The organism is Microbulbifer sp. MI-G (assembly GCF_030440425.1).
In the GTDB taxonomy this organism is placed as follows: domain Bacteria; phylum Pseudomonadota; class Gammaproteobacteria; order Pseudomonadales; family Cellvibrionaceae; genus Microbulbifer; species Microbulbifer spongiae.
In genome coordinates this window covers 255,294-270,459 of record NZ_CP098023.1, presented here as the reverse complement: position 1 = coordinate 270,459, position 15,166 = coordinate 255,294, and the positions used below count along the sequence as shown (strand labels likewise).

Here is a 15,166-nt window from a genome sequence, read left to right as displayed (position 1 = left end):
GGTTTTTCCGCCGAGAGAAAGTGACCTTAAGAGGGTACAGAAAGCCGGATCTGCGACAGTATCCATTGCCAGTGGTATTAGGATATTTATGAGCACTATCTGAGAAATTCACTGCTCCAGCATTCCTTATATGACCCCTTTCTTCCTATGATAGCGGAGCGGATTCCTGGAAAAATATTTCAAAATATTAGGAAATTGCGTTATGCTCAGAGAAGATACAATAATAACCGTTACAGTACCAAGCAGTTACACTCGGGATGGATACGGGTCATGTGCAGAAAACGAAGGAATGGCTAATTAAAAAGTATCTGTCCGGTTTATCGGGCGCAAAACATACTTCCCATCACAGCTTTGCCCATTCTACGTAAGAGGGAAGATCCATGGGTAGGTACAGTAAACTGCTTTTAGCCATTGGTATTGGCATTTTGGTTTCAGCCGTCGGTGTGATTGTTACAGGCTACCTTGCCGCTATCGCCATACCCAAGGCATTCTTTTTGTGGCTTCAGGAGCATCTTAGCCTGGATCTTGGTTTTGTCCTGATAACCATTGTTCAACAGATTCTTGGCTTCGGGTTTCTGTTTCTGGCAGCTGGTTATTTCGCCACCAAAAGGCTCTGTCTTTCACCTATTATATCGGTGCTCTGCGTACTTATAGGGTTTTGGCTTTACCTTGTGGTTGGGTTAGCCCTGGTCTACGAGACACCGATCAGTAACCCCATTCCCACACTGATTACCCTTGTGTTTATCACCTTGGGCGTTCACCTGCTGTTCCTTGTGCTCGGTGTTGTATTGGGAAACAGGGATAACACAACAATGCGCGCGGCGAGCGCGTGATTGCGACCGCATCAGAACCAGATCAGGCAGTCCCCCCCTAACCTTTCCACACATCCGCGGGTAGACTGCCACCACCTCAGTGAACCCTCGGGCCAGACAAATCCAGCCCGGTGATCTGCGCATTTTCCACCAACCTGTTCAGGTAGTCGCCGGTCATTTGGCGGCGGCGCTTTTCCGTTAGGTATTCCTCAATCCGCTCCGCCACATACGCGTACTCCAGCGGGCGGCCGGGCTCACACTGCTCCACATAAATCAGGTGCACACCGTAGGGGGTTTCCACCGGTTCCGGCACCAGACCGGTGCCCTGGGCGAAAACTGCGCGCTCAAAAGCGGCCACCGTATCGCCGCGACCCACCTGGCCGAGACTGCCACCAGCCTCAGCAGAGGAGCAGGCGGAGCGGGATTGGGCCAGCTTGGCAAAGGCCTGCAACGGATTGGCATCGGCGCGGATCTGCTCCAGCATGTCCTCCGCTCCTTTGCGCGCCCGGCAGCAGGCCTCGGCGTCTTCCGGTGCTGCCGGGATCAGGATATGGCGCACCTCGGCGAGGGGGTCGGAGCGGAATTTCTGCCGGTGAGCTTCAAAGTAGGCGCGGCACTCGGCTTCGCCCGCCGGGCTCACTGGCAACTCACCTTGCAATAGCTCTGACACTGCGCGATCAAAAACCGCGCTGTGCAGGTCCTCATCGGCAGCGCACAGCCCCTGTGCGGCGGCCCGCTCACGCAAAAGCCAGCCAATCACCAGCGCACGGGCGGCGCGATAGATCGCCTGGCGCGGCGAATCGGCACTCTGGTACTGCATTTCCCGGTAAATCAGGTCTGCAGGAATTTCACTGCCGTTGACGGCCACCGCCTCGGCCAGTTCAAACTCGCGCCCAAGGGCGTCTGAGGCCAGTACTGTATTCATGTTTCAACTCCACGCAAGGGCCGCACCTGCTTCGTTTCCTCAGCGCACCGCCCTGGCACGCACCAACTGGTAATTGCGATGGAAGTACTGCACCGGAACACTCCATACATGCACCAGGCGGCTGAAGGGGAACACCAGAAACAGGGTCATGCCGAGGAAAATATGCAGCTTGTAGATGATATTAACGCCGGCGATTGCCGCTGCGGCTGCGGAGCCGTCAAGGGTGACAATGGACTGGGCCCAGGCCATCAGCTTGAGCATCTCGGCACCGTCCATATGTCCGGCGGAAACCGGGATACTGATCAGCCCCAGGATCAACTGGGCGTAGAGCATCAGCAGGATGGTGAGATCCATTTTGGATGTGGTGGCGCGCACCCGCGGATTGGTAAGGCGGCGTTTGATCAGGATGGTGAGGCCGATAAAGCAGATCACCCCGAAGAAGCCGCCAATGCCCATGGCCATCAGCTGCTTGGTGGAGGCATCGATGCCGAGGAAGTGCCACACCGCCTTGGGGGTGAGCAGGCCGACAAAGTGCCCCAGCAGGATGGCAATGACCCCAATATGGAACAGGTAACTGCCAACGCGCAGCTGCCTGCGCTCCAGCAGCTGGCTGGAGCCGGTGCGCCAGGTGTACTGGTCGCGGTCGTAGCGGATCAGGCTTCCCACCAGAAACACCGTAAGGGCGACGAAGGGATAGATGGCGAAGAGCAGCGTATTCAGATAGTGCATCGTGTTACTCCTGTGGTGCGGGCTGGGCAGGATTCTGAGTGGCGTCGGTCCAGGTGAGGGGCTGGCCGTCGCGCAGTTGCGCAGCGCTGGGCCGCGTTATCGACTGGTCGCATTGGTTGGCGCCGGTAAAGCTGACCGCCTCTTCCTCCCAGATTTTGTCCAGCGCCTCAGGGGTATCATCGCGCGCCTCTCCGGCCACCTCCTCCTTGAGCGCCGCCAGATCCACAACCACCCCGGCCATCTGCAGCAAGGCATCCATCAGCAGGTGATAGGGACTCTCGCGCTGGGACAGGCGCGCGCTGAGCAGGGCAATCACATGGGTGATGTCGTGTACCCACTCGTAGGCCGCGTCGCCCTGGGTGGCACAAAACTCCAGGTAGGTGGGCAGGTAGTCCGGCAGCTCGCGCGCGCTCAGTGCCAGACCGGCGCTGCGGTAGCGTTCCAGCAGATCCACCATGGCCTGGCCGCGATCGCGGGATTCGCCATGCACATGCTCAAAGATATGCAGGGACACAGCGCGCCCGCGCTCGAACAGGCCATCGTACTCACTCTGCCAGTCGAGCGGGTCCATACGCTCGTAGTGGGCGATAAACGCCAGCAGCCTGTCGCGCAGGGGCGCATCCAGGTCTTGGGATTCCGCTACCCAGCCAGTCAGCGCGTCCAGGTTGTGCACCAGTTCGTCGGACGGGTAGTCCAGCAGCCGAGAAATCACATTTAACACTTTCATTCGCTGTTCTCCCCGCTCAGTCGACCACTTTGGCCGGGATCACTTCGCGCACCGTCTGCCGCTTGCCACCAAAAATATTGGTGCTGTCGTTGCCGGTGCTGCAACCGTTGCCGAAGCTGAAGCCGCAAGCGGATTTGATGTCGTAGGCGTTTTCGGCATAGGCCTTGTGACTTGAAGGCACCACAAAGCGGTCTTCGTAGTTGGCCAGGGCCATATAGCGGTACATCTCTTCTATCTGGGCTACGGTCAAGCCCGCCGCCTCCAACAGCTCGCGCTCCTGCACGCCGTCCACATGGATGCCGCGCATATAGGCGCGCATCACAATCATGCGCTCCAGGGCGCGGGCCACCGGTTTCTCGTCGCCGGCGGTGAGCAGGTTGGCGAGGTACTGCAGCGGGATACGCAGGGTGGAGAGATCCGGGATCTCGGCACCGCGGCCCACGGTAACCGTCTCCACCTGGCCGGCCTGCACTGCGTTCTGGATTGGTGACAATGGCGGCACATACCAGACCATGGGCAGGGTGCGGTACTCCGGGTGTAGCGGCAGGGCGATCTGCCAGTCGATGGCCATCTTGTACACCGGGGAGTTCTGCGCGGCTTCGAGCCAGGCTTCGGGAATCCCCTCGGCGCGGGCGGCCTCCTGCACCTTGGGATCGCTGGGGTCGAGGAAGATATCGCACTGGGCCTGGTAGAGCGCCTTCTCGTCTTCTACCGCGGCCGCCGCCTCAATACGGTCGGCGTCGTAGAGCAATACACCCAGGTAGCGAATACGGCCCACACAGGTTTCGGAACAGATGGTGGGCTGGCCCGCCTCGATACGCGGGTAGCAGAAGATACACTTCTCGGATTTACCGGTTTTCCAGTTGTAGTAGATTTTCTTGTAGGGGCAGGCGGACACACACATGCGCCAGCCGCGGCACTTGTCCTGGTCGATCAGGACAATACCGTCCTCCTCGCGCTTGTAGATGGCGCCGCTGGGGCAGGCCGCCACACAGGCGGGGTTGAGGCAGTGCTCGCACAGGCGCGGCAGGTACATCATAAAGGTGTTTTCAAACTCACCGTAGATATCCGCCTGCACCTGCTCGAAGTTTTTATCCTTTTTGCGCTTGTCGAATTCGGTACCGAGGATCTCTTCCCAGTTGGGACCCCATTCAATTTTCTCCATACGCTCGCCACTGATCAACGAGCGAGGTCGGGCCACCGGCTGGTGTTTCTGCTCCGGCGCCTTGTGCAGGGTCTGGTAGTCGAAGTCGAAGGGCTCGTAATAATCGTCGATCTCCGGCATATCCGGGTTGGCAAAAATATTCGCCAGCACCCGGTGTTTACCGCCGATCTTCGGCTGCAGTTTGCCATTTTTCCTGCGTGTCCAACCGCCGTTCCACTTGTCCTGGTTCTCCCATTCCTTTGGGTAGCCGACACCGGGTTTGGTCTCGACGTTATTGAACCAGGCATACTCGACCCCCTCGCGGGAGGTCCAGACATTTTTACAGGTCACCGAGCAGGTATGGCAGCCGATACATTTATCGAGGTTCAGCACCATACCGATCTGGGCTCTCACTTTCATGCTACACCTCCTCTCGCGCCGGCTCTTTGACGTCTTCGCCATCCAGCCAGTCGACCTTGTTCATTTTCCTAACCACCACAAACTCATCCCGGTTACAGCCCACAGTGCCGTAGTAGTTGAAGCCGTAGGACTGCTGGGCGTAGCCACCGATCATATGGGTGGGTTTCATTACCGCGCGGGTTACGGAGTTGTGGATACCGCCGCGGGTGCCGGTGGTTTCCGCTCCCGGTGTATTCACGATGCGCTCCTGGGCGTGGTACATCATGGCCATGCCGTCGGGCACCCGCTGGGAAACCACCGCGCGGGCGGCGATGGCGCCGTTGACGTTGAAGATCTCGATCCAGTCGTTGTCTTCAATGCCCGCCAGCTTGGCGTCGTTCTCACTCATCCACACGATGGGGCCACCGCGGGACAGGGTGAGCATCAGCAGGTTGTCGGAATAGGTGCTGTGGATACCCCACTTCTGGTGCGGGGTGATCCAGTTCAGCAGGATCTCCCTGTTGCCGTTGGGCCTCTGGTTCAGCACCGGCTGTACGGTTTTCAGGTTGATGGGCGGCTTGTACACACACAGGTTCTCGCCGAAGTCGCGCATCCACTCATGATCCTGGTAGAACTGCTGGCGGCCGGTGATGGTGCGCCAGGGGATCAGCTCGTGCACATTGGTGTAGCCGGCGTTGTAGCTCACATGCTCATCTTCCAGGCCGGACCAGGTGGGCGAGGAGATAATCTTTCGCGGCTGCGCCACGATATCGGCAAAGCGGATCTTCTCGTCTTCCTTGGGCTTGGCCAGATGGGTGTGATCGAGGCCGGTAATCTTGCCCAGGGCTTCCCAGGCCTTCACCGCCACCTGACCATTGGTTTCAGGGGCCAGTGACAGGATCATCTCGGCAGCATCCACGGCGCTGTCGATACGCGCGCGGCCATTGCGGGCAGTCTCATCCTTCCAGGTGCGGTTGAGCTTCTTGAGGAAGTCCACCTCGTCATCGGTGTTCCAGCTGATGCCCTTGCCGCCGTTGCCAAGTTTTTCCAGCAATGGGCCGATAGAGGTAAAGCGGTTGTAGGTATTGGGGTAGTCGCGTTCCACCTCGATCATGCTCGGCGCGGTAACGCCGGGGATCAGGTCGCACTCGCCTTTCCACCAGGCCTTAACCCCAAAGGGCTGGGCGATTTCGGTGGGGGTATCGTGGTGGATTGGCAGGGTTACCAGATCCTTCTCCACCCCCAGGTGGCCGTCGGTCAGTTCGGAGAATTTCTTCGCGATGCCCTTGAAGATGTCCCAGTCACTGCGTGCTTCCCAGGCCGGGTCCACCGCTTTGGTGAGCGGGTGGATAAAGGGGTGCATATCCGAGGTATTGAGATCGTCCTTCTCGTACCAGGTAGCCGTTGGCAGCACGATGTCGGAGTAGAGACAGGTGGTGGACATACGGAAGTCCAGTGTCACCAGCAGGTCCACCTTGCCCTCACTGGGGGTGTCATGCCAGGCCACATCTTCCGGCTTCTTGCCGCCGGCTTCGCCCAGGTCCTTACCCATCAGGCCGTGCTTGGTGCCGAGCAGGTGGCGCAGCATGTACTCGTGGCCCTTACCGGAGGAACCCAGCAGGTTGGAGCGCCAGATAAACAGATTGCGCGGATAGTTCTGCGGATTATCCGGGTCCTGGTTGGCAAACTTGAGCGCGCCGCGCTTGAGCTGCTGTACGGTGTAATCCTTGGCGGACATACCCGCAGCGGCGGCATCTTTGGTCAGTTGCAGCGGGTTCATACCCAGCTGCGGTGCGGAGGGCAGCCAGCCCATACGCTCGGCGCGGCTGTTGTAATCGATAATGGAAGCCTGCCACTTGCGCTTGTCGGCCAGCGGCGAAACCACTTCCTCCATCTCCAGCTTCTCGTAGCGCCACTGACTGGCGTGGTTGTAGAAGAAGGAGGTGCCGTTCATATGGCGCGGCGGACGCTGCCAGTCGAGACCGAAGGCGAGGGGGGTCCAGCCGGTTTGCGGGCGCAGTTTTTCCTGCCCCACATAGTGAGCCCAGCCACCGCCACTCTGGCCGATACAACCGCACATCATCAACATATTGATGAGGCCACGGTAGTTCATATCCATGTGGTACCAGTGGTTGAGGGCGGCACCCACAATCACCATGGAGCGCCCACGGGTTTTGTCAGCGGTGTTGGCGAACTCGCGCGCTACCTGGATGACATTCTCACGGCGACAGCCGGTGATCTTCTCCTGCCAGGCGGGAGTGTAGGGCTTGTCTTCGTCGTAGCTTTGCGCACAGTTGGGGTCGTCGAGGCCGTGCTCGACGCCATAGTTGGCCAGGGTCAGGTCGTAGACACTGGCGACTTTGAGCACCTCGCCGTCTTTGTTCTGCACAAACTTCACCGGCACCTTGTAGTCGATCACATCACTGTGGTCGGTGTGCTGAAAGTAGTCGTGTTCGTGGGTCTGGCCACCGAAGTAAGGGAAGGCCACCTGGGCGATTTCATCGGCGCAGTCTTTCAGGCTGAGCTTCAGCTTTACTTCTTCGCCACTGAGACCATCGCGCTGCTCGATATTCCATTTTCCCTGCTCGCCCCAGCGGTAACCTACGGAACCCTGGGGGGAAACCAGCTGGCCATCATGGTTGACGGCGATGGTCTTCCATTCCGGGTTGTTGTCCTGGCCGAGGTCATCCGCCAGGTCGGAGGCACGCAGGAAGCGACCCTGTACCAGCTTGCCATCGCGCTCTTCCAGGGTCACCAGCATCGGCATGTCGGTGGTGGTGCGCACATATTCGGTGAAGTAAGCACTGGGCTTGTCCACATGGAATTCTTTCAGGATCACATGGCCGAAGGCCATGGCCAGGGCCGCATCGGTACCCTGGCGCGGTGCCAGCCAGGTGTCGCCAAACTTGGAGCACTCGGAGTAGTCGGAGGTGATTACGCAGGTCTTGGCACCCTTGTAACGCACCTCGCTGAGGAAGTGCGCATCCGGGGTACGGGTCTGCGGCACATTGGAGCCCCACACGATCAGGTAGTTGGAGTTATACCAGTCGGCGGACTCGGGCACATCGGTCTGCTCGCCCCAAATCTGCGGAGAGGCGGGCGGCAGGTCGCAGTACCAGTCGTAGAAACTCAGGCAGTTGCCGCCGATCAATGACAGATAGCGGGCACCGGCGGCGTAGGACACCATGGACATGGCGGGAATCGGCGAGAAGCCGGTGACCCGGTCCGGGCCGTATTGTTTGGTGGTGTAGACGTTGGCGGCGGCAATCAGCTCATTGGCTTCATCCCATTTGACCCGCACAAAGCCACCCATACCGCGACGCTCTTTGTAGGACCTGGCCTTGGCCGGGTCCTCCACAATGCTGGCCCAGGCTTCTACCGGATCACTGTGCCTTAACTTGGCTTCACGCCAGAGTTTTACCAGGCGCTTGCGGATCTTCGGGTACTTGAGGCGGTTAGCCGAGTACATATACCAGGAGTAGCTGGCACCGCGCGGGCAGCCCCGTGGCTCGTGGTTGGGCAGGTCCGGGCGGGTGCGCGGATAGTCGGTCTGCTGGGTTTCCCAGGTGACCAGACCGTCCTTCACGTAGATTTTCCAGCTGCAGGAGCCGGTGCAGTTCACTCCGTGGGTGGAGCGCACGATCTTGTCGAACTGCCAGCGGCGGCGGTAGCCATCTTCCCAGCTGCGGTCATCGTCGGTTTTTTCCCCATGCCCCCCGGAAAAGGGCTCTTTATGTTTTTTCAGGTATTTCAGTCGGTCCAGGAAATGGCTCATGCGGTACTCCCAGGGCATCGGTATGCGGTTAGAACCTCGGTTTAGGGGGAATATAAAAGCGCACCCCATGGGGATCACCTGATCAAAAAGGGGTAGAAATGCGGCAAACTACCCCCGAATGGGTAGGAAAATATGGCTGGTGTTCACCCCGATCCGCACCGGGGCCCCGACTGGCAAGGGCTGCGATCAAAAAACAGACAAGAGGTTGAATTTTGTGCGAAACTGGCGATCTTTGTGGGTACCCACAAATTTGGGCGCCAGTGGACGGCACAATGGAGCCCTCCGACCACAGCCACCTGGGAGCAAGCGACCCGATATGCTGAACCGAATCCGACAGTCCATTGTCTACCGCATCGGCACCCTGATGCTGCTCACCGTGCTGGTGGCACTGAGTTCCATGGTGGCTTCCTATATCATCTCCGATGCCGCCGAAAACGATGCCGCCGCAGTGAACCTGGCCGGCTCCCTGCGCGCCATGAGCTACCGGCTGTCCGCCATCGCCCCCTCCGGAGACCTCGCGGCCACCCGTGACCTGGCGGACGAAGTGGCACAGCGCCTGGCAAAGGTGTTGAGCATCTCCGACTTCAGCGCCAGCGACAACCTGCGCGCAGCGCGCCACTACAACAAGGTGATGCACAGTTGGGAACAGGAGATCCGCCCGCTGCTGGAATCCATTGCCGCCAGCCACACCGCCATGGACTCCCAACAGCTGGCCAACCGCCTGGAACCGTTTATCACCGATGTGGACACCCTGGTGTTCGACTACCAGACCATCGCCGAGGAGAAGATCAATTTACTCCGTCTGGTACAACTGGGCTCCCTGTTCGCCACCGTGGTGCTGGTGTATCTCTCCCTGTATATCCTGCACCGCTCCGTGGAGCAGCCCCTGAAGCTGCTCACCAACCGCTCCCTGAGCATCGCCCAGGGGAATTTTCACCAGCCTCCCCTGGAAATCGACAGCGAGGATGAGCTGGGGGTGCTGGCGCGTACCATCAATAATATGAGCGATGAAATACACGCCACCCACCGAGACCTGGCCCACCGTGTGGAGTTGAAAACCGCACAACTGCAAAAGAGCCATGAGGCCCTGGATTTTCAGTACCGCCTGGCGCGACGCATCAGCGAAGGCCCCCTGCCCGGCACCGAACTGGGCCAGTGGCTGGGTGAATTTGCCAATGTGGCGGGCCTGGAAAATCTGGATCTGTGCCTGATGACCCCGGAGGGCGAAGCCCCCTATGAACACCTGGTAGAGGGGTTGGGCAACGAATACTGCAGCGGCAGCGAGTGCCGCATGTGCGTGAACACCTGCGGTCCCTCTGAAGAGGGCGAGAGCCGCGTATACCGCTTTCCCCTGGAAGTGGACAAGCGCAACTACGGTGTGTTGATGTGCAGCCTGCCCCGTGGGGACAGTCTCGATGAGGAGCCGCAGCAGCGCCTGGGCACTTTCGCCGACAGTGTCACCGCCGCCATCGCCATCAATGAGCGCGAGGCCCAGGACCGGCGCGTGGCCCTGCTGGATGAGCGCGCCATTATCGCGCGGGAGCTGCACGATTCCCTGGCCCAGTCCCTCTCCTACCTGAAAATCCAGGTAACCCGGCTCAACCGCGCCAACCGCCGCGATCAGGTGGACAGGGTCGCAGTGGAGGAAATCATCGCAGAACTGAAAGAGGGCCTGGATGCCTCCTACCGCCAGCTGCGCGAATTGCTCACCACCTTCCGCCTGCAGGTCGGACCCGGCGGACTGCGCGGCATTCTGGAGCAGTCCATCCTCGCCTACCGCGAGCAGCACCCGCAGATCAGCATCCTGCTGGATTACCACCTGGATGAGGTCCCCCTCACCCCCCACGAGGAAATCCACCTGTTGCAGCTGGTGCGCGAGGCTTCGCAAAACGCCGTGTACCATTCCCAGGGAGACAGGGTGGAGATCAGCCTGACCCAGGCCGACAACCACGCCCTCAAGGTATGCATTCGCGACAATGGCATTGGCATCAGCAATGCACCGGAAAAACGCAACCACTTCGGCATGTCCATCATGCAGGAGCGCGCCAGCAACCTGAACGGCAAGCTGCAAATCCGCCGGCGTGAGGAGGGCGGCACCGAGGTACAATTTCACTTTGTCCCCCACTACGCGCGCGAGCGGGAGCTGGTATGGCGCGAGGCGGTTTAAGGATTGCCCTGCACAGTGCCAGCCCCGGCCATACGCCGGGCGCCAGAGCTTGTGCAAACGCCTTTTCCCGCCACAGGGTCACACTACCGGCAGTTTTCCATCCGGTTACGGGTAACAGCTGGCCCGGTTCCCAAGCCCTGGCACCTCCCCCTGTTCGCTGGTGGTATTTTTGCTGCTCTATGCACCCGGCAACCCCGCGGTTGCCGGGTAAAACCCGGACCGGTTGGCTGCCCAAAGCCTACTCGGCAGTGCCTGCCTGGGCGCGCCCCTGAGGCAGATCCGCGGTTACCATCTCGAGTTCTTGCCAGAGCGCGGAAAGCAATGCGCTCCTATCGCACCAACTTCCATACAATCTGCTACCATCGGCGAAATTCCAGCCAAAAAAAATGAGTACCTATGAAGCTGCTGCGCGCACTCCTGTTGATTCTGTTTGCCGTGTTGGTGATCTCCGCCCTGGCAGCACCCGGGTTTATCGGCCCCAGGGTGGAGGCAATCTGGAAGCAGCAACTGGGCAGGCTGCAGGGGGGGGCAACCACCGGTTACCAGCGCCACTGGTTTGGTGCCGAAACCCGTACCCAGGTAACCCTGCAAAACGACAAGACAGAGCTGCATACCGAAATTCACCACGGCCCCCTGCTATTTACTGCGCAGGGCCCGAAAGTGGGGCTGGTCTACAGCGAGACCCGGCTGCAGCCGGAGCAATTACCGGCAGGGCTGCGCGCACAGGTGGAGGGGGTGTACGGCAGCCTGCAGGACAGCCCGCTGGTGCTCGAATCCCTGGTGACTGCGGACAACCGGGTGCTCAATACCCTGCGCCTGGCTCCTTTTAAACGCATCGGTGAGAGCGGGGAACTGGCCTTTGACGGCGGTGAGGTATCGGTGGAAACCGACTATACCGGTGCGGTGCTCACCGGCAGTGTGGACCTGGGCACCCTGCGCCAGACCCGCCAGGGCGCAGAGGTTCTCTATGTGGAGCCGCTGAAAGGAACTTTTCAGTTTACACCCGGCCGCGGTGGAAATGCCCAGTTACACCTGTCACTGCTGCGCGCGGAATCGGATTCCGGCCCGGTGGCGCTGCGCAATATCAGCCTGAACCTGACCCTGGAACAACTGGCCGGAAATACCCTAAAGCTGATCAGCGACCTGCAGTTGCCCGAGGTGGAATCGACCACTCCGATAACCTCTGTTCAACAGCAGATAACACTACCGGCTATCAGGGCTGTGGATCTGGGGCACTACCTGGGCGCCCTGCTGCCATCGGCACGGAGGGACTGGCCAAGCGCAATGCGTCCGCCGCTGCGATTGCAACAACAGCTGGCGGTGGAATCCCGCAACGGCCCGGTGCTGGTGGATGCCGAGATTGATTGGCGCGGTATGCAGCGCCCTCCACGCCAGCGTAACGGCAACCTCCTCAATCAGTGGCTGAAGCCCCTGGTGGCCACCGTGACCCTGAGCGCAGCGGAACCGGCTCTGTTGCAGTCGCCTTTGGTGGCGCAGGCGTTGTTACTGCGCGAATACGGCCTGCTGCTGGAGCAGGATGGCGAACTCCAGATGCTCCTCGAAGTGAATCGGGGCCAGCTCCAGGTCAACGGCCAGCCATTGCCGCCCGACCTGTTTGTTATGGCGCTGACCGGAACCCTCTAGTAGCCTGTTGAAAAGGCGTTGCGGCGTATGTCCGCAAGGCTCCACAATATCAAAAGGCAGGCCCGGTTTCTGGGGTAATCGCTGAATGTACCATCGGTGTATCCCTCGGGCAGCGCCAACGGATAGATAGCCAGCCAGGGAAAAGAAACTACCGAACGTGCCTCTTCCAACGCCATCCTCTCCTGGCCGTGAAAACAGTTCACGGCTGGCGTATCACATCCGCAGAGGACTCACCAGAGGCCGGCGCAACCGCCTTAGGGTTGTTATGGATTCACTTTTTGTTCGCGATCCTTGTACTTTGACTCAGAGGACTGCCAAACCCAATGCGCCCAGACCAAGCCACCGAGGGGAAACAAGACTAGTGCAATTGCCGGGCGAAACCAAATTGGCTCTGCCGGATTAGTGACCTGCATGAGCAAGGACCACAGCAAGGCTGTTGTGATACCCCATTGAAGTGCGCCATTAACCCAAAGAAACCTTTTCTTACCTTTTCCTCGTGTGCGTTTCCATTTTTCAAGATTCATATGAATTCCTCATCACCACGATGACTCATAGCGCCAGGTAAACAGCGGCGTTATCGCGCCCGAGCCAGTTGGAACAACTCAAATACGGTGGCAGACCGGTCCGTGGCCATTGACTTTGCCATCCGGGGTTCATGACCAGTGACAGAAGGTAGGGGAAATAAACCAAGTCGGCCTCCTCACCGGCAGCCACTTGAATCATTTCAAGATGTCGGTTTACATTTGCCTCTATATTACCGGCAATTGGTTTAAATTGAACTGCACCTATCTTCAAGGCTTTATTTCACCCTAAAAGGGTAACTTTGGCATTTAAAGTCACGAAAACGAGTGAGCAACGCTATCACACAACCCAAACCATTGCATCCCAAACACTAAATCTGATTCGAATCGTAAATGCTGAGTGATACGAATCCCTCTTGAGCGCTCTGTTTTTTATTTCGGGAAGCCTTCTGACTCCATTGCCTTTAAACCGATCTTATGCCACTCTGCCTGTTCTTCACAGAAGATTTGAGCATCTAACGTCTTTGCCGGCTCTGCATTTAAAGCGCCCGCTGGAACAATTAGAAACTTTCCACTTTGGGACAGAAATGGCAATCCAGAACCACAGTCTTTGCAAAATGCTTTGGAAAAAGAACGTGCTGGATGATCATAGCGTTTTATTTTGTTCTCACCCTGAATCCATGCAATATTAGACGGTGACGTGAATAAGTTGGAGGCATGAGCGGAGCCAGTTAGCTTTCTACACTGTTCACAATGACAAAAGAAAAAATTTTCAAAGTCATCTTCAAGCTTAAATAAAACACTCCCGCAACAACAACCACCTGTAATTTCTTTATTCACTTCAAACCTCCATATAAGCTTCTATTGAATATGCTGATCCTACCCACGAAAAGTAGACACCACTTTACGCGCACTCTGTGTAGTAAATTTGCCCATATGATCCTCACCCATGAAGTGGTCAACTCGTAAAAAATGATTCCGAGACTAACATCAAGCTTCGAAAATTCATTTCTCTTCGATATACTTGGATCTGGTCTGACTCTTTATTTGTTATGGCTTTTACCTACATTTATAATTGACTCCAAATACTCTTTCAAAGCAACCGCATTGTTTAACTTTAATTCCTTAGAGCTAAATAATAATGTAACACTTTGATTACTAACTTCTGCACAGAATTGTTCGAGTAATGCTCTTTTTTTGTTTAGCTCATCGAAATATCGTATTTTAAATTCAAGCCACTTCTTCGGATCATGACCATACCATTTTCGCAGTTCATTGGACGGAGCTATCTCTTTAATCCATTTATCTATCTTGCCTTTTCCCTTAGATAAACCTCTCGGCCATAGTCGATCAACAAGGACACGCTCACCGTCCTCTTCTTTGGCCTCCTCATAAACTCTTTTAATCTTGATCTTCATCCTTTGCTATACCCTTGGTACCCAGGGTTTTTTTACTGATGATGCAGCACCACAGCTAAACAGGAAAATTGAGGCTATATAAATGAGAAATTTTTTCATTAATTTTATCTTATGCCTTACACACGTGACAATTGCATCGCAAACATCCACTGCCCTTGCTTGTTATGTGCACAGCTCACTGAGCTGATGGATTTTTCGAACACCATTTGGTGCCTCACAAGTCTCAGTTGTAAGCCACACTGCATCCATACCCGCCGCTACAGCTGGCTTAATATCTTTCTCAAAACTGTCACCAACCACCGTAGCCTCGGATGGTGGCATGTCCAATTTGCTTAAGATAGCACTAAAGAACTGCCCCGAACCCTTGGAAATTCCGAGATTTGATTTGCAAAAATACCCTTTTATAAACTGGCTTAAACCACATCGGGAAAAGGCGGCTTCGATCTCCGATGGAGACGATTCATCGGCACCTGTAGCCACATAAATTTCAGCGCTTTCAGACAACGATTGGAGTAATTCTTTTGCTCCGGTTACAGCCTCCACATACTTCCAGTTGCACATTTTTCCGGGAATGCCTGGGAAGTCCACCATGAGCGTGTCGCCCCAATCAAAGAGATAGGCTTTTGGCACTGGATTCTCCATGTGTATAGAAAGCCTGCCGCAGCGACACACAAAACACGTAGCGGTTTGGGCTTACGGCCCCGCAGGGGTGAACTACCGGTTCATGCTATATTCGCATTTCAACAGTATACCCCATACTCACTGTAACTTTGGCTTTAAACCGGGAGATATCTAGATCCTTGCTTGAAATAAACCCATTTCCACAAAAAAGCTCCAGCCTATGCTTGCCGCCTTCTGGGGGCACCAGAAAATTCAACTTGTCAGTCTCAGCGGAGATATTTCGT

Annotated in this window: 14 protein-coding genes; 4 read left to right on the top strand and 10 right to left on the bottom strand. The window is 57.1% G+C overall.

From position 1 onward, the window contains the following. Nucleotides 1-425: 425 nt before the first annotated feature. Entirely contained in the window at nucleotides 426-833 is a 408-nt protein-coding gene (locus M8T91_RS01160) for a hypothetical protein (protein WP_301416004.1), read from the top strand. Nucleotides 834-909: 76 nt separating this feature from the next. Here M8T91_RS01160 and M8T91_RS01155 read toward each other — a convergent pair whose 3' ends face one another. Genes M8T91_RS01155 through M8T91_RS01135 form a run of 5 tightly spaced genes read right to left on the bottom strand, consistent with a single transcriptional unit; the run spans nucleotide 910 to nucleotide 8,511 of the window. After that, entirely contained in the window at nucleotides 910-1,737 is an 828-nt protein-coding gene (locus tag M8T91_RS01155) for a peptidylprolyl isomerase (RefSeq protein ID WP_301416002.1), read from the bottom strand. Nucleotides 1,738-1,776: 39 nt separating this feature from the next. Further along, nucleotides 1,777-2,466 carry a respiratory nitrate reductase subunit gamma gene (gene narI, locus M8T91_RS01150; RefSeq protein ID WP_301415999.1) on the bottom strand — a complete coding sequence of 230 codons (690 nt, stop codon included), beginning with the start codon at nucleotides 2,464-2,466 and terminating at the stop codon, nucleotides 1,777-1,779. Nucleotides 2,467-2,470: 4 nt separating this feature from the next. Beyond that, a complete protein-coding gene (narJ, locus tag M8T91_RS01145) occupies nucleotides 2,471-3,193 on the bottom strand; it encodes a nitrate reductase molybdenum cofactor assembly chaperone (protein WP_301415997.1) in 723 nt (240 codons plus the stop codon). Between the two features lie 16 nt (nucleotides 3,194-3,209). Beyond that, the gene (gene narH / locus M8T91_RS01140; protein WP_301415995.1) at nucleotides 3,210-4,757 is read right to left on the bottom strand and encodes a nitrate reductase subunit beta; all 1,548 of its coding nucleotides are present in this window, start codon (nucleotides 4,755-4,757) and stop codon (nucleotides 3,210-3,212) included. Between the two features lies 1 nt (nucleotide 4,758). Further along, nucleotides 4,759-8,511 carry a nitrate reductase subunit alpha gene (locus M8T91_RS01135; protein WP_301415993.1) on the bottom strand — a complete coding sequence of 1,251 codons (3,753 nt, stop codon included), beginning with the start codon at nucleotides 8,509-8,511 and terminating at the stop codon, nucleotides 4,759-4,761. Between the two features lie 316 nt (nucleotides 8,512-8,827). On the opposite strand from M8T91_RS01135, the gene M8T91_RS01130 reads away from it, so the two are divergent. From M8T91_RS01130 to M8T91_RS01120, 3 genes are all read left to right on the top strand, one after another. Beyond that, nucleotides 8,828-10,678, top strand: coding sequence for an ATP-binding protein (locus M8T91_RS01130; protein WP_301415991.1), 1,851 nt, complete (start codon nucleotides 8,828-8,830; stop codon nucleotides 10,676-10,678). After that, nucleotides 10,660-10,950, top strand: coding sequence for a hypothetical protein (locus M8T91_RS01125; protein ID WP_301415989.1), 291 nt, complete (start codon nucleotides 10,660-10,662; stop codon nucleotides 10,948-10,950). The genes M8T91_RS01130 and M8T91_RS01125 overlap by 19 nt, the downstream gene beginning before the upstream one ends. A gap of 124 nt (nucleotides 10,951-11,074) precedes the next feature. Then, nucleotides 11,075-12,322 (top strand): DUF945 family protein, encoded by a 1,248-nt coding sequence (locus M8T91_RS01120; RefSeq protein ID WP_301415987.1) that lies wholly within the window; start codon nucleotides 11,075-11,077, stop codon nucleotides 12,320-12,322. Here M8T91_RS01120 and M8T91_RS01115 read toward each other — a convergent pair. From M8T91_RS01115 to M8T91_RS01095, 5 genes are all read right to left on the bottom strand, one after another. Next, nucleotides 12,319-12,498, bottom strand: coding sequence for a hypothetical protein (locus tag M8T91_RS01115; RefSeq protein ID WP_301415985.1), 180 nt, complete (start codon nucleotides 12,496-12,498; stop codon nucleotides 12,319-12,321). The two genes, M8T91_RS01120 and M8T91_RS01115, sit on opposite strands and share 4 nt — an antisense overlap. An 87-nt stretch (nucleotides 12,499-12,585) precedes the next feature. Next, nucleotides 12,586-12,846, bottom strand: a complete 261-nt coding sequence (locus M8T91_RS01110) for a hypothetical protein (protein ID WP_301415983.1) — start codon at nucleotides 12,844-12,846, stop codon at nucleotides 12,586-12,588. 429 nt (nucleotides 12,847-13,275) lie between these two features. Beyond that, nucleotides 13,276-13,683, bottom strand: a complete 408-nt coding sequence (locus tag M8T91_RS01105) for a GFA family protein (protein WP_301415981.1) — start codon at nucleotides 13,681-13,683, stop codon at nucleotides 13,276-13,278. Nucleotides 13,684-13,886: 203 nt separating this feature from the next. Further along, entirely contained in the window at nucleotides 13,887-14,261 is a 375-nt protein-coding gene (locus tag M8T91_RS01100) for a DUF488 domain-containing protein (RefSeq protein ID WP_301415979.1), read from the bottom strand. Between the two features lie 162 nt (nucleotides 14,262-14,423). Further along, nucleotides 14,424-14,891, bottom strand: coding sequence for an HAD family hydrolase (locus tag M8T91_RS01095; RefSeq protein WP_301415977.1), 468 nt, complete (start codon nucleotides 14,889-14,891; stop codon nucleotides 14,424-14,426). Between the last annotated feature and the right edge of the window lie 275 nt (nucleotides 14,892-15,166).

What these genes read in the sequence shown, in the direction of transcription:
- M8T91_RS01155 (WP_301416002.1), bottom strand. Translation starts at nt 1,737, where the DNA reads ATGAATACAGTACTGGCCTCAGACGCCCTTGGGCGCGAGTTTGAACTG.
- narI (WP_301415999.1), bottom strand. Translation starts at nt 2,466, where the DNA reads ATGCACTATCTGAATACGCTGCTCTTCGCCATCTATCCCTTCGTCGCC.
- narJ (WP_301415997.1), bottom strand. Translation starts at nt 3,193, where the DNA reads ATGAAAGTGTTAAATGTGATTTCTCGGCTGCTGGACTACCCGTCCGAC.
- narH (WP_301415995.1), bottom strand. Translation starts at nt 4,757, where the DNA reads ATGAAAGTGAGAGCCCAGATCGGTATGGTGCTGAACCTCGATAAATGT.
- M8T91_RS01135 (WP_301415993.1), bottom strand. Translation starts at nt 8,511, where the DNA reads ATGAGCCATTTCCTGGACCGACTGAAATACCTGAAAAAACATAAAGAG.
- M8T91_RS01130 (WP_301415991.1), top strand. Translation starts at nt 8,828, where the DNA reads ATGCTGAACCGAATCCGACAGTCCATTGTCTACCGCATCGGCACCCTG.
- M8T91_RS01125 (WP_301415989.1), top strand. Translation starts at nt 10,660, where the DNA reads ATGGCGCGAGGCGGTTTAAGGATTGCCCTGCACAGTGCCAGCCCCGGC.
- M8T91_RS01120 (WP_301415987.1), top strand. Translation starts at nt 11,075, where the DNA reads ATGAAGCTGCTGCGCGCACTCCTGTTGATTCTGTTTGCCGTGTTGGTG.
- M8T91_RS01115 (WP_301415985.1), bottom strand. Translation starts at nt 12,498, where the DNA reads ATGGCGTTGGAAGAGGCACGTTCGGTAGTTTCTTTTCCCTGGCTGGCT.
- M8T91_RS01110 (WP_301415983.1), bottom strand. Translation starts at nt 12,846, where the DNA reads ATGAATCTTGAAAAATGGAAACGCACACGAGGAAAAGGTAAGAAAAGG.
- M8T91_RS01100 (WP_301415979.1), bottom strand. Translation starts at nt 14,261, where the DNA reads ATGAAGATCAAGATTAAAAGAGTTTATGAGGAGGCCAAAGAAGAGGAC.